The 12,878-nt window shown below is 68.2% G+C and carries 13 protein-coding genes; 8 read left to right on the top strand and 5 right to left on the bottom strand.

The window, feature by feature from the left end:
* Window positions 1-71: 71 nt before the first annotated feature.
* The 3 genes from ACVTJA_RS47225 to ACVTJA_RS47215 form a co-directional block, all read right to left on the bottom strand.
* Window positions 72-500 carry a hypothetical protein gene (locus ACVTJA_RS47225; RefSeq protein WP_465830800.1) on the bottom strand — a complete coding sequence of 143 codons (429 nt, stop codon included), beginning with the start codon at window positions 498-500 and terminating at the stop codon, window positions 72-74.
* A 139-nt stretch (window positions 501-639) separates the two neighbouring features.
* Window positions 640-1,527, bottom strand: a complete 888-nt coding sequence (locus tag ACVTJA_RS47220) for a hypothetical protein (RefSeq protein WP_465830798.1) — start codon at window positions 1,525-1,527, stop codon at window positions 640-642.
* A 93-nt stretch (window positions 1,528-1,620) separates the two neighbouring features.
* Entirely contained in the window at window positions 1,621-2,907 is a 1,287-nt protein-coding gene (locus ACVTJA_RS47215) for a Kelch repeat-containing protein (protein WP_465830796.1), read from the bottom strand.
* A 64-nt stretch (window positions 2,908-2,971) separates the two neighbouring features.
* Between ACVTJA_RS47215 and ACVTJA_RS47210 the strand changes: the two genes are divergently transcribed.
* Together ACVTJA_RS47210 and ACVTJA_RS47205 are read left to right on the top strand one after the other, a co-directional pair.
* On the top strand, window positions 2,972-3,124 hold the full coding sequence (locus ACVTJA_RS47210) for a hypothetical protein (RefSeq protein ID WP_465830794.1): 153 nt from the start codon (window positions 2,972-2,974) through the stop codon (window positions 3,122-3,124).
* A 79-nt stretch (window positions 3,125-3,203) separates the two neighbouring features.
* Window positions 3,204-3,860 carry a hypothetical protein gene (locus ACVTJA_RS47205; protein WP_465830792.1) on the top strand — a complete coding sequence of 219 codons (657 nt, stop codon included), beginning with the start codon at window positions 3,204-3,206 and terminating at the stop codon, window positions 3,858-3,860.
* Here the strand turns inward: ACVTJA_RS47205 and ACVTJA_RS47200 are convergent.
* Entirely contained in the window at window positions 3,830-4,840 is a 1,011-nt protein-coding gene (locus tag ACVTJA_RS47200) for a CPBP family intramembrane glutamic endopeptidase (protein WP_465830790.1), read from the bottom strand. The genes ACVTJA_RS47205 and ACVTJA_RS47200 overlap by 31 nt on opposite strands.
* Window positions 4,841-5,403: 563 nt before the next feature.
* Between ACVTJA_RS47200 and ACVTJA_RS47195 the strand changes: the two genes are divergently transcribed.
* Genes ACVTJA_RS47195 through ACVTJA_RS47170 form a run of 6 tightly spaced genes read left to right on the top strand, consistent with a single transcriptional unit; the run spans window position 5,404 to window position 11,589 of the window.
* Window positions 5,404-6,075, top strand: coding sequence for a DUF6484 domain-containing protein (locus ACVTJA_RS47195; protein ID WP_465830788.1), 672 nt, complete (start codon window positions 5,404-5,406; stop codon window positions 6,073-6,075).
* 11 nt (window positions 6,076-6,086) lie between these two features.
* Window positions 6,087-7,382: a TIGR02270 family protein gene (locus ACVTJA_RS47190; protein WP_465830786.1), complete on the top strand. Its 1,296-nt coding sequence runs from the start codon at window positions 6,087-6,089 to the stop codon at window positions 7,380-7,382.
* 14 nt (window positions 7,383-7,396) lie between these two features.
* Window positions 7,397-8,521 carry a DUF2169 family type VI secretion system accessory protein gene (locus ACVTJA_RS47185; protein ID WP_465830784.1) on the top strand — a complete coding sequence of 375 codons (1,125 nt, stop codon included), beginning with the start codon at window positions 7,397-7,399 and terminating at the stop codon, window positions 8,519-8,521.
* A complete protein-coding gene (locus ACVTJA_RS47180) occupies window positions 8,518-9,582 on the top strand; it encodes a hypothetical protein (protein WP_465830782.1) in 1,065 nt (354 codons plus the stop codon). The genes ACVTJA_RS47185 and ACVTJA_RS47180 overlap by 4 nt, the downstream gene beginning before the upstream one ends.
* Window positions 9,582-10,682: a PAAR-like domain-containing protein gene (locus ACVTJA_RS47175; RefSeq protein WP_465830780.1), complete on the top strand. Its 1,101-nt coding sequence runs from the start codon at window positions 9,582-9,584 to the stop codon at window positions 10,680-10,682. The genes ACVTJA_RS47180 and ACVTJA_RS47175 overlap by 1 nt, the downstream gene beginning before the upstream one ends.
* Window positions 10,683-10,686: 4 nt before the next feature.
* The gene (locus ACVTJA_RS47170) at window positions 10,687-11,589 is read left to right on the top strand and encodes a hypothetical protein (RefSeq protein ID WP_465830779.1); all 903 of its coding nucleotides are present in this window, start codon (window positions 10,687-10,689) and stop codon (window positions 11,587-11,589) included.
* Window positions 11,590-11,712: 123 nt separating this feature from the next.
* On the opposite strand, the gene yedA is transcribed toward ACVTJA_RS47170, so the two are convergent.
* Window positions 11,713-12,705, bottom strand: coding sequence for a drug/metabolite exporter YedA (yedA, locus tag ACVTJA_RS47165; RefSeq protein WP_465830777.1), 993 nt, complete (start codon window positions 12,703-12,705; stop codon window positions 11,713-11,715).
* Window positions 12,706-12,878 lie beyond the last annotated feature (173 nt).

Below are 12,878 nucleotides of genomic sequence, written 5' to 3'. Positions count from 1 at the left end.
ATGCTGAGCAGGGGCGCGCTTCATGGCTCACGGAGCATCCGCGCTCCGTGAGCCGGGACTGCGTCGGGACTTCAGCAGCCGCAGGTCACGAGGCTGGACGAGTACTGGTATTCGGTGTGCGTGTAGTTGCCGTACTGGTCGAAGCACACGCGGTAGCTGTACGTCTCGGCGAAGGTGCCGGGGTTGGGGACGCGGTAGGCCGGGGAGCCGTCCTCGCAGTAGAGGATGTTCTCGTCCTGAGTCCCCTTGGCGGCGGCGTCGGAGCCCTTCGCGTACCAGCCGTCACACGTCCAGGTGTAGCCGCAGCTCCGGTAGTCACAGAACTGGTTGCCGGTGGGGTTCCACTCAGACCAGTTGGCGCACGAGCCCAGCTCGGACTCGGACTGGGCGAGCGCCTCATTCTCAATCGTCGCCGCCTCCTCGGGCGTCATCGCGCCGCCGCAGGCCGCCAGCGCCAGGCTCGCGCCCGCCATCACCACTGCACGCAGGAACGTGTTCATGGGCATCTCCTCTTCCGGAAGGGGTGAGGGTTCAGGAATGGAACCCTTTTCCGGTGAGGCAGAACTCTAGTCGGATTCCATGGTAATGATTTGCCGAATCGAGACAAAACGAGATGACGCGAAATGCCGGCAAGGTGCGTCAGGGCTTGTCTGGGCTGGTAGGCATTGCGTCATGGCGTGAGGCTGGAGAGTGGATGGGGTTGCAGCCGAGCCGCTGTCTGCCGATGGCCAGGTCGTCCAGCCACCAGTCGGTGGGTACCGTGAGGCCCTGGTAGAGGATGACGCCGGTCTCCACCACCGTGAAGTCGGTGGCCTTCTCCCTCACCGGCGGCGTCGCCGTGGGCGGGTCGGAGAAGACGAATTGTTGGGGCCAGTCGAGCTCGACGCCATCGAGCCAGACGCGCGGCGTGGCGGCCTCCGGGTGGTCGCCGTTGGCGCCGTCGAAGAGCCACTCGAGGCAGGCCCACGCGTCGAGCACGAGCGGCGCGCTGGAGACCTGCACCCACTCCGGGAAGCCCGGAGGCTCGGGGGGATGCCAGATGGCCATGTACTTCTGCTGCCAGGTGGCGACCTCGTACCAGTCGAGTGTGTCGAAGGCGCCGCCCATGTGGCCCGGCCGCTGATAGCGCGCGCTGAAGAGGCCCGCGTGCGACATGGGACGCTCGGGCGTCGTGTATACCCAGACACGGCCCCACAGCACCGGACCGAAGTGGGCGGGCAGGTCGAAGCGGAAGGTCTTCTTCGGTCCGCCCTGCGTGCCTTCCCTACCTCCGGACAAGCCCCGGGCATGCAGCGCGTAACGACCCCGGTGTGCGCGCGTGTCATCCACGAGCAACTGGCCGCTGAACTCGTCGCGATGTGCCGTCCAGCCGGCCGGCGGCGTGCCTTCCTCGAAGTCCCAGCACAGCATCGCCGGCGCGGCGCAGGCGGTGGTGGGGGCCGGCGCTCCGTTGGAGGGCGCATGCGCGCAGGCGGCGGAGAGGGTGAGGAGCAGCAGCGCGCTCGACGATGCGATTCGGATGTGCAACCGGCCACCTCTTTCGCGTGGGAGTCGTGTCCGGCACTCAAGCACGTGACGTCTGGATTGCGTTGTGTGTCCGTGAGTTGGGAGGGCACGCCGCTACGGCGTGAGTCGCGACGTGGACCAGACCTCCGGATTGCGCCGCATGGTGGGCGTGCTGCTCGTGCCGCCGAGGACATAGACACGGCCCGTGTGGCTCGTCGCCGTGGCGAAGCCGCTCATGACGTGGTGCAGGCGCGAGGCCGGCTGCCAGTCCTTCACGGTGCCGTCGGGCTGGAGGCTCGCGGTGAGGGTGAGCCCCCGGGGCAGCACGAGAAGGAGCGCATCGCGCAGCGCCACGAGTCGCACCAGGTGGTGTCCGGAGGCGCCGAAGTCCACGGTTCCCTTCCAGGGCGGCATGCGTTCGGTGCGCCAGTTCCGGCCTGTTTCGAGCGAGACGGAGGAGAGCTGGCCCCGGGACCCCACGACGTAGAGCCGCCCGTTCGCGAGCGCCACGCCCTGGTCGTAGTGGAGCGCACCGGGCGCTTCGAGCACTTCCCAGGTGGAGATGCGCGCGCCGGGTGCCTTCGCGCGCAACACCTGGGGCTTCCCCTGGGTGAAGTCCCCCGAATCGATGCTGCCTCCGATGACCCACAGGACCTCGCCGCTGGCCACGAGCGAGTGCCATGCACGAGGCTGGGGCAGCGTGGCTTCCTCGCGCCACGGGCCCAGCGAGCCGTCCTCGCGAATGGGGGCGGATACCACCGAGGCCGTGAAGTCACTGCCCCGCTGTCCCCCCGCGACGAACAGGCGCCCGGCGAGCACTGCCATTCCGTGGTGAATGCGTGGCTTCGGAAGCGTCCCGCTCTCCCGCCACTCGCCGAGGCTGCCGTCGGGCTGGAGCGGTGCGGAGAACACCTTGGCGTTTTCTTCCAGGCTGGCGCCCGAACCGGTGAGTTGCTGGATGTGCAGTCCTCCAGAGACGAAGAGGCGGTCCGGGGAGGCGGTGGCCGCGTGGTAGTAGAGGTCCAGCGGCAGGTCGCGCTCGCGACGCCAGAGCGCGAGGCTGCCCTCGGCGGGCTGGGGGATTCCTCCCGGGCCTCGCTCGGGGCACTTGCCGCCGGCACACAGGCAGAGCGGTTGTTGTTCCGTCCCCGTGTCGCTCTCGCGCACGGTGCGGCGCACGCACGTTTCACCGAGGCCGCAGGCGCCGTCATCGCAGATGTGGTGGCAGCGCTGGTCACCCGTCTGCGGCTTGTCGCACGGTCCTTCCGCGCAGAGGAGGTCGTACTCCGTGAAGTCACACGCCTCGCCGTAGTCGCAGCCTCCGGGCGCCTTGTTCGGACACGGGCGGAAGGAGGAAGGACGCGGGCCCTTCTGGGCGGTGGCTTCGGAAGGAGACCGCACGGTCCCTGTGCTGCCGTCCCCTGGCGCGTCGTGCAGGGGGGCCCCGGAGGAGGGCTGTGCGGCCGTGACGGCGCCGGCCGGCGCGTCGCGCGCGGAGGCGCTGGCGGGAGTGGCCCGGCTGCCGCAGGTGCAGGCACTGAGTCCCGCCACGACGAGGAGCAGGAGCCTGACGCGGGTGGAGGAGCGTCCGGAGAATGGAGGCATGGCCGCAGCGTAGACCAGACATGCCGAGGTCCACCCTGGGACCGGAAGGCATTGTCAGACGCCACAGGGCCTCCGCGTGGATGGCAATGGTCATGACACTGGCGAAGAAGGGCACGCGACTGCTGACGCTCGACGGGGTGCGCTATCGATGGACCGTTGCGCCCAATGACGAGCCGGGCCTGGGCATCGTGGCCGAGGATGCGGATTCCCCCGGGCAGCGGATGCTGGCCTGGGTGGAGCACGGCACCGTCATCACTCCCTGGGTGGCGCGTGAGGCCATCCTCCACGCCCTGGGCCACGGCTGGCAGCCGCGAGCGCGCGGCGCCGAGCGCGTCTTCCGGCTCGACACGCAGGTGCTCCGTCGCGCCCGCGTCGCGTTTCTGGGCGCGAAGCTGGAGTCCCTGTGTGACGCGTTCGAGGCGCGCCTGCCGGGCGTCGAGGACGTGCGCGACCTGAACCGTCACGGAGAGCGCGCCATCGCGTTCGAGCACCTCTGTGGCCACTTCTTCGACGCGGACACCCCGCCGACGCTGAGCCTGCGGGAGCTCGAGCAGGTCGCTTCGCTCGGGGAGGAGCTCGGCTGTCACCTCGACTGGGTCTGGCTCGTCCGGTGGCTGGAGCCCGCGGACCGCCCGCGCATCCCCCGCCACCTGCGGACGCTGGCCGCGCGCCACCTGAAGGACGCGCTCCATCGCGAGCCCGCGCGCCGGGAGGCGTATCAGGAGCTGCTCGGGCTGCTCGAAGCGTAGGCGACGCTATCCGGCGTGCGCGCCCGCCAGCGCCACACCAGCCCCAGCATCACGGCGCCCATGACGACGGCGCCGAGGACGCCTTCGCCGTTGAACACCCAGACGCTGCCGCTGAAGAGGCCGGGCTTCCCCGAGTACACACTCCCCAGCACCGTCGGGTTGAGGAAGTTCCACGCCAGGTGGAGCACGGCGCACGGCCACACCGAGCGCGTCCACAGGTACACGGCCTGGAACAGCGCGGCCGCGGCGCCGATGGCCAGCAGGAACGTCACGTTCTGCGCCACGTGCCCGCGCTGCGTGCTGGAGAAGATGATGGGCAGGTGGAACGCGGGCCACACCACCGAGAGGATGCCGAGCGCCACCAGCGGCCGGTCCTCCCAGCGGCGCACGAGGTAGCCGCGCCAGCCGACCTCCTCGCCCAGCTCGCCCGGGAGGCCGAAGGGAACGAAGGTCGCCGCGAGCAGGCCCGCCACGCCCCACTTCAACCAGGAGACTCCCGCCGGAAGCGCCGCGCCCGCCTTGCGCACCCAGCCGAAGCGCACCGCGAGCGCCACCAGCAGCCACGGCAGCGACACCACCGGCAGGAGGACCAGCATGAAGCCGAGCGCGGCCAGGCCGCTGTACTGTCCAATCCCAGGCATGCCGCGCTGCAGCGCCTCGGGCGTGTAGTGGATGAAGTCCGGCCCCAAGAGCGGCCGCAGCGCATACGCGAGGGCCACCAGCACCCCGGCGTACAGGAGCGCAATGCCCACGGCCACGCCCCAGTGGACGGACCGCGTGAAGGCGAAGCCGGCCGCGGCGGGCGTCTCCCGCCGGAAGAACCACGCGCAGGCGAGCCCGACGACTCCGGGCACGCACATCAGCATCCGCAGCAGGATGTAGCGGCTCTCGTCCTGGAGCCAGAGCACCCCCAGGCCCCACGACAGCAGCAGCGTGACACAGATGAAGACCGCGGACTCTCGGGCGCGCGAGATAGGCATGGCCGCCCTACGTATCACCGGGGGTGTTGATTGCCTCACACCCTCCGGGCATCGGCGATTGTGGGTGGGCAGCACGCGACGGCGCAGCGGCTCGGAACCAGCAGTCTGGTGGACCTCATACAAGCCGAACGTCCACATGTAGCCTGTATCCCGTCGAAAACCTTTGACCCTCTTTCGTCGAGTGGTCGGTTGGCATGCTCCAGGCAGACCGCAGGTGGAAATGAAGGCAATACACGTCACGTGGTCCGCCGCCGTTGCCCGATTTTGCTATTTCAGTCGGATTGCATTTACGAGTGTGGCCCTTCAAGGTCAGCACACCCCATACGCGGGAGTCAGACCAAACCAATAGCGTTGTCTGGTGGAGAAAGGTCTGACTGTTTGAATCGCTTCGCCGCATGAAGAGCTCGGTCACCGCGTGGGCTGGGGCCCTATCCAGCCATGCTGGCCACTCAGCGTCTTGTCATTGCATTTCGAAGAGGGGGGGGATCTCCATGAATCGCATGTCGTCTTCTTTGCGCACCTTGTCGCCCGGGGTGACGTTGGAACCCCTTTGGGAGAGCCGCGTGGGGCGCATCATCGGGACGGACGGTGAGGGCCGGCCCGTGGTGGACTTCGAGGGCAATCCGGTGGGGCCTCGTGTGGCACGCAAGGTAGTTCGGTTGGAGGCGGAGGGACTGCAGGCCGCGGTCGAGGCGGCTCAGCCCGTCGAGCTCCGCTTCGAGGATGGGGACCCATGCCGGCCCATCATCATGTCCCTGCTCCCCGTCGCGCCGCGGAGCGCCCCATCGGATGTGATTCCGGGCGCGCGGGTTGAGGACACCGAGTCGCCCACTCACGTCATCCAGGGCCGGGACGGGCTCGTGCTGCGCTGCGGGGAATCTGCCGTCACCCTGCTGCGAAACGGGAAGGTCTCCTTGAAGGGGGCGTCCGTCGAGACTTCGGCGGAGGGCATCGTGCGCATCAAGGGCATGGCGGTTCGGCTCCACCAGCAGAGCGAGCAAAGCACTCGAGCGGGTCAAGGTGGAGCACGGGTCCATCCACCAGCGGACCACCGCGCAGGTGGCGACGCGGCGGACATCCAGGTCATCGAAGGCAAGGAGAGCCTGGTCCTACGGTGCGGAAGGGCTCGCCTGACGCTCCTGCGCAGCGGGCGAATCCTGCTCGAGGGGACCTTCGTGGAGACGTATGCCGAGGGCGTCGTCCGCCTCCAGGGCGGCTCCGTCCGAATCAATTAGGGGGGCGTGACATGGTGCTGGAAGACGTGCTGGAAGAGCACCTGGACGAGGCGTCATTCCGGTGGCTGCAATGGGAGCGTGCCCTGGAGGCCCCGGACTTCAACCTCTCGGACACGGCGGCTCAGGAAGAGCAGTTGGCGGCGCATGTGCACGGGCTGGTGCTGGGCGGCGCAGAGGCCGCCGAAGCCTTGCTCTGGCCCGCGCTGGACTCCGGAGACGCGTCGCGAATCACCGCCGCCGCCTATGTCCTGCTGGCCCAGGGGCAGGTTGAAGCCGTCCTCAACTTCATGCAAGGCGACGTGCTCGAGGCGAGGCCGGCTGTCCGACGCGCGGTGGAGTTGAGCGCGGCCCCAGGCCTGGGTGCGCACCTGCTCTCGCTCCTGAAGAGGGATGACTCCTCTCTTCAGGCCCATTTCCTGGAGGCGCTGGCCTTCCGCCACGATGCGCCCCCTGAATTGCTCACGGGGTACTTCCTCCATGAGGAGCCGCGGGCTCGGATGGCGGCGTTGCGTGGCAGCCCGCCTCATCCCGACGACACCGTGCGCCGGTTCCTCCCTCGTCTCCTGGAGTCCGAGCACCCGGGGATTCGCGTCGCGGCCATGGAGGCCGGCCTCACCTCGGGCGCGCGCATGGCCTGGGAGGCCTGCCGCCAGGCGGTGCGCGCGTGCAATGCCCACACGCCCCAGGCCATGGTGCTGCTCGCCCTCTTCGGGACCGACGCGGATACGGCCCTGCTGGTGGACATGTTGGGGGCCCGGGAGATGCGCCCGCATGTCCTCTGGGCCCTGGGCTTCAGCGGTCGCCTCGTCGCCATGGAGGCCTGTCTCGCGCTTCTGGAGGACCCACTGGTGGCACGGCTGGCGGGGGAAGCCTTTTCGGCCATGACAGGCCTCCAACTGGAGGGCCTCCATGCCCTCCCTCCCGGGGAGCACCCCGAAGGGGCGCCGCTGCCACCCGAGCAGCAGGAGGACCTGGATGCCGACCTGGTGCCCAGACCCGAGGATGAGCTGCCCTGGCCGTGCATTGGTGCGGTGAGGTACTGGTGGAAGGAGGCCCGTCCTCGCTTCCATGCGGAGCGGCGTTACCTGAACGGCCAGCTCCTCGAGGGGCCCGTGCTGCTGGACGCCCTCACGCATGGACCCATGCGGCGCCGGCACGTGCTGGCACTTGAGTTGGCCATTCGCAGCCAGGGCCAGCACCGCGTTCCCACCCGGGCCTTCACCCAGCGACAGTGGACGGCACTGACCCAGGCCCGCGTGGCCTGCGAGCAACTGAGACTGTTGCCCCTGGAGCGCACGCTGCGCTGACGCGAGGAGCCGCCATGCAAATCAGCGAGAACACCACGGGCATGTCCGCGGGCCTCGCCGTGGCGACGGACGCCCAGGCCCGGGAGCACTGTGTCGTCGCCGTCAAGGGCACCTTCCGCATGGACGGCGGCGGCGAGCCCCAACTGGCGGAGGTGCAACGTCCGGTGGCCTACACGGACGAGCACCACGGGGCTCCAGAGTCCACGAGCCTCCTCCGGGAGAATGACTTCGCATTGACCAAACCGTGGGTAGACCTCCTCGTGCGGGGCCATGCCGTCGCACCCCACGGGCGCGCGACGGAAGTGATGTTGGTGCGCGTGGAGATGCCGGGCCGGCACAAGGACATCCGCGTCACGGGGGACCGGCATTGGGACAAGGGGATGGTGGGCCTGAAGCCCACGCCTCCCAGGCCCTTCGTCCGCATGCCGTTGCGCTACGAGCTTGCCTTTGGCGGAGTGGACACCTCCCACCCGGAGCCGAAGTACCACGGCGCGGAGCTGCGCAACCCGCTGGGCAGAGGCTTCCGGCAGAACCCTCGCGTCGCGGATGCGGTGGGGACGCCGCTGCCCAACCTGGAGCACCCACGGCACTTCCTCGAGAAGTGGGATGGAAAGACGATGCCGGTGGGCTTCGGTCCGGTGGGCCGTGGCTGGCAGCCCCGCCTCGCCCATGCCGGCACGTACGACGAGCGCTGGCTGGCGGAGGACTACCCCTTCCTTCCCCGCGACTTCAACCCGCGCTACTTCCAGTGTGCTCCCGAGGACCAGCAACTGCCGGCCCTGCGAGGGGGTGAGGTGTTCCGGTGTCTGGGCCTGGCCGAGTCCGGTCCCTGGACGGTGACGCTGCCGCGCCTCCAGGTGCCGGTGGCCTTCCGCTTCCGAGAGTCCGACGTCAGCGCGGAAGCACGCATGGACACCGTGCTGCTCGACGCGGATGCTCGCGAGGTGGTGGTGACGTGGCGGGCCTCCGTGCCGCTGGGCAAGAAGCTCACCCACCTTCGCGAGGTGCAGGTGGGCCTGCCACGCCCGAGTGCGAAGGAAGGGCCCGTGAGGTACCTGCGCGGCAAGCCCTACTTCCGAGGGTTGGGCGCGCTGGTCTCCTGGAGGAGCCGCGCGCGGCGGACGGGAGGGCTGTCATGAGCGCCACGCCACTGTACGTCGCCGCAGCGGGCATGGCGTGCCCGCTGGGACTGGGCGCCGAGTCGGCCGGTGCGGCCCTGCGTGCGCGGATGAATCGCTTCAAGAGGAGCCGCTACCACGACAACGACGGCGCCCCCATCGTCCTCTCCGAGTCGGCGACACTCGCCCCGGAATTGCGGCGCGAGGAGCGAGTCCTGGGGCTTTTGGGCATGGCGGTGACAGGCGCCGTGCGGGGCCTGGAGGAAGCCGAGCTCGCCCAACTGCCCTTGCTGGTGGGGACGGCGTCCGTCGAGAGCCCGGGAAGCGTCTCGGAGGTGTTTCCCCGGGCATTCGAGCACCTTCAGCAGGTGCATGGGCTTCGGCTGGAGAGCACCCTGTCTCGAAGTCTCGCCCTGGGAAATACCGCGGGACTCAACGCAGTGGCTGAAGCTCGCGGCCTGCTGGCCCGACACCCACGGCTTTCCGGCTGCCTGGTGGCCGCGGTGGACACCTTCATCAACGCGTCGAGTCTCGACGGGCTGCTTCGCCGAGGAAGGCTGCTGCGCCCGGACAACTCGGATGGAGTGATTCCCGGAGAGGCGGCCGCCTGCCTCCTGCTGACGCGCCGGCCCCGTCGCGACGACGCATGCCCCATATGGCTGACGGGCCTCGGTTTCGGGCACGAGCGGGCCACCCTGCGGTCGGATGAGCCGTTGCGTGGGCTGGGGCTTGCGCAGGCCTACCGCGAAGCCCTGGCCGAGAGTGCCGTGGACGTCGCTGAAGTGGACTTCCGCGTCGCCGACGCCTCGGGAGAGGGCTATGGCTTCAAGGAACTCTCCCTGGCCCTCTCTCGGCTGCTGCATACACGGAGGGAGTCCACGCCGCTGTGGCTCCCAGCGGAGTCCCTGGGAGAGACGGGGGCGGCCTCGGGCCTGGTGGCCCTGGCCTGGGCCTCGGTGGCCCTGCGCCACGGGTATGCGCCCGGCCCCCGAGCCCTCATCTCCACCTCCGACGGGGCCGGGGCGAGAGCAGCGGCAGTATTGCGCGGCCCTGACACCTACACTCCACGAGGGATGCCCTGATGAAGGTCTATGCCAATGGCAATGAGGTGGCGTGCGCCGACGGGGACGGGAAGGTCGTGGCGGCCTTCCCGGACGTGTGCATGAGCCCGCCCCCGCCACCAGCAGGGCCGGTGCCGGTGCCCTACCCGAACACGTCCTTCTCCCGGGACATGAAGCAGGGCAGCAAGCGGGTCACCATCAACGGCAAGCCCGTCATGCTGAGGGACGACTCCTATTACGCGACGTCACCACTGGGGAACGAGGCCGCCACCCGCAACTTTGGGGCTGGCGTCGTCTCCCACCAGATGACGGGGAAGACCCACTTCATCTCCTGGTCGATGGATGTCCACTTCGAGGGCAAGAATGTCCCGAGGCATATCGACCTCACGACCTCCAATCACGGCAGCAACGCTAACAACGCGGTCCCCACGCCCAATCTCGCGCAGAGCGCCACGAGCAATCCAGGTCAGGTCACGCTCAGCACGTGCCCGTGTTGCAATGGGCCGTTCCACGAGAACCAGAAGGACCCGACGACGGGGCAGCCCTTCGAGACCATTCCGGAGATGGAGTTCTACGGGCGCATCGCGCGCTACAGGATGGACCGGCGCGCGGAGATGCAGGACATCCTCCAGCGGGTCGCGGAGGGCAGGATGCCGATGCCTCCCTGGGCCAACAAGCTCGACGCGAAGTCCGGCCTTTCCGTCAAGGACAACATCATCCGCATGGGGGATGAGTGCGAGCGCGACTTCAAGAAGCTCCAGGAACTTCGACAGAAGCACCCCAACTGCCCCAACGTGCACAATCCTCCGGACCAGGGGTGCGGTGTCCATTTCAAGGTGGTGCACGCAGGGCTGGCCGGCAACACCAAGGACGGCGGACGCTGGGAGTCAGCCCGAATGCAATCAATTGAGGAATGGCGCCTGAAGGGGCATGCCATCCCCAGGAAAGACAAGGTAAACCACATGACCCCGGCGGATGCCGGCGGCTGCCCTTTCTCGGTGCAAAACCTCGTTCCCACTGCGGTCCTCAAGGATGACTGTCTGGAAATCGAAGACACCCAGACCCGCCTTCAAAACATGATGCCTCCCAAGGCCGACGAGCGTAGGTTGATTTTCCGGTGAGCCCATGCGCCCTTCCTATCTTCGGCACAGCTTTCTTCCGTGGGGTCATGGCCTGCACTTCGCCAAACCACCGCCGCCGGACGTCGCGGATCTGCGCCACCTCGCCAGCGATGACCCCTGGCGTGTTCTTCCTTGCGCCTTGGCAAACCTTCAGCAAGGAGGGTTCGAGGTTTCTCGGAGGCTCGTCGGATTGATGCATGAGGAGCGGGATGCGGAAGTCTGGAACGTCTGCGCGACCCTCCTATCCTACGCGGCCCCTTACTCCGTCATCCGTGAGCTGGAAGATTCCTCCGAGAAACTGCTGGAGTCTGATGAATACAGTCCCAATACCCGGCGATACTTCTGCGAGATTCTCGCACGCTCGGCTGGGGTGTGGGGCGCGCCCCATCTGATTCGACATTACCGGGAACTGAAGGACCGGGAAGTCGAATCCGAAGTCGAATACTACATTTCACTGATGCTCGAGCCCGAACCGGGGTCTGTCTGGCACGGCCCCCGAGTTGTATGGGAATCAAACGGATTGCCGCCCCCCTTCGAGGAATCTACACCATTGTTCATGAAGGAGGAGTACCTCGAGCTGGTCGAAAAGACATTCCAGGAGCTTGTTTCAACCCAGAGGCTCTTCGAACAGGATGCGCTTTGGGAAGGGGGCCGCCTGAATATCAGGAATGTCGCGCAGCGCCTCCTGACGAGGGTGCGTACTGGCGAACATCCGGACCGCATCGAAGCAGGACGAATGCTCCTCGAGGGCACTACAGGCTTGGATTGCCGCGCGTTCTTCGATGACTCCGGCCGTTTGCAGAGCCTTACTGCAGCGGCCATCGTTGAGGATTTTCTCGAACGTGGGGATGCCGACAAGTACCAGCCAGGCATCCGCTACTTCTTCGGCCATCGAATCCCGGACTGAGTTTGTCCACGGTGCGCCGCACGGCGGAGTCGGCGGAGGGCACCGACGCGAGTGGCTCCTCGACATGGACCTCCGGAAGCGCAGTGCCCGAAGTCGATCGTCCTGCACCGTCTGCCAATGAAGTCACCGCTTGCGCGTGAGCAGCACCACCGCGCCGAGGATGGCGGCCATGGCCACCCAGGCCGTGGGCTTCATCGTCTCACCGGCGAGCACTCCGCCGAGGAACACCGCCACCACCGGGTTGACGTACGCGTAGCTGGTGGCCAGCGCCGGGCTCGCGTGACGCAGCAGGTAGCCATACGCGCTGTAGCCCACCAGCGAGCCGAAGGTGACGAGGTAGAAGTACGCGAGGATGGCGCTGGTCGGAGGCGTCGTCGCCGGCAGGTGCTCGCCCGTCAGCAGGCCGAAGGTGGACATGAGCGCGCCGCCGCACAGCATCTGCGCCGCGGTGGACATGAGTCCCTCCGGCATGGGCAGGCGGCGGCTCCAGATGGAGCCGAAGGCCCAGGCCACCGGCGACATCATCATGGCCACCGTGGGCAGCCAGCGGCCGCCCAGGTTGCCGCCGAGGTTGAGCACCAGGATTCCGGCGAAGCCCAGCGCCAGCCCCCAGCGCTCCGCGCGCCCCGGCCACTGGCCGAAGAGGCCGCCGAAGATCGCCGTCCACATGGGCAGACTGCCCACCACCAGCGCCGCCACGCCCGACGGCACCCACTGCTGCGCGAAGACGATGCCCCCGTTGCCGATGCCCAGCAGCAGGGCGCCCACCGCCGCGCTCGACGCCCACTGTCGCGCATCGGGCACCGGCGCGCCGCGCAGCCACAGCACCGCGAACAGAACACTGCCCGCCAGCATGAAGCGGCTGCCCGACATCAGGAACGGCGGCAGCCCGCCCTGCAGTCCGAAGCGGATGGCCAGGTAGGTGGAGCCCCAGATGAGGTACAGCGTCAACAGACTGGCGATGAACCACCCCCGGCTCGCGCCTGGGACGCTGGTGCTGGCGGCGGACTGGAGTGCGGGAGCGGAAGGTGCGGTAACCAGGGGATGCGCGGACGAAGATGCGGGCACGGTGGCGCCGCTTGTAGCGTCCGCGCTCCAGGGCAGCCATGTGCGCATTGCCGTACCTCACAGCCGGAGCTCGTCTGGTGCGGTACAGTGCGGGAGGGCATGACTCCCGGGCGCGACGGCGCCTGCCTGCCCTCCTGCTGCTCCGGCGCGGGGAATGCCGTCGAAACCTGGACGTACGGACATGGGGAACGCGGATTGAACGGCCGGGCCCGCTTTCTTAA

This window comes from Pyxidicoccus sp. M6, assembly GCF_055568925.1.
Note: the sequence above shows the minus strand (reverse complement) of the source record. Positions and strands in the feature narration are given on the sequence as shown.

What these genes read in the sequence shown, in the direction of transcription:
- ACVTJA_RS47225 (WP_465830800.1), bottom strand. Translation starts at nt 500, where the DNA reads ATGAACACGTTCCTGCGTGCAGTGGTGATGGCGGGCGCGAGCCTGGCG.
- ACVTJA_RS47205 (WP_465830792.1), top strand. Translation starts at nt 3,204, where the DNA reads ATGACACTGGCGAAGAAGGGCACGCGACTGCTGACGCTCGACGGGGTG.
- ACVTJA_RS47200 (WP_465830790.1), bottom strand. Translation starts at nt 4,840, where the DNA reads ATGCCTATCTCGCGCGCCCGAGAGTCCGCGGTCTTCATCTGTGTCACG.
- ACVTJA_RS47190 (WP_465830786.1), top strand. Translation starts at nt 6,087, where the DNA reads ATGGTGCTGGAAGACGTGCTGGAAGAGCACCTGGACGAGGCGTCATTC.
- ACVTJA_RS47185 (WP_465830784.1), top strand. Translation starts at nt 7,397, where the DNA reads ATGCAAATCAGCGAGAACACCACGGGCATGTCCGCGGGCCTCGCCGTG.
- ACVTJA_RS47180 (WP_465830782.1), top strand. Translation starts at nt 8,518, where the DNA reads ATGAGCGCCACGCCACTGTACGTCGCCGCAGCGGGCATGGCGTGCCCG.
- ACVTJA_RS47175 (WP_465830780.1), top strand. Translation starts at nt 9,582, where the DNA reads ATGAAGGTCTATGCCAATGGCAATGAGGTGGCGTGCGCCGACGGGGAC.
- ACVTJA_RS47170 (WP_465830779.1), top strand. Translation starts at nt 10,687, where the DNA reads ATGCGCCCTTCCTATCTTCGGCACAGCTTTCTTCCGTGGGGTCATGGC.
- yedA (WP_465830777.1), bottom strand. Translation starts at nt 12,705, where the DNA reads ATGCGCACATGGCTGCCCTGGAGCGCGGACGCTACAAGCGGCGCCACC.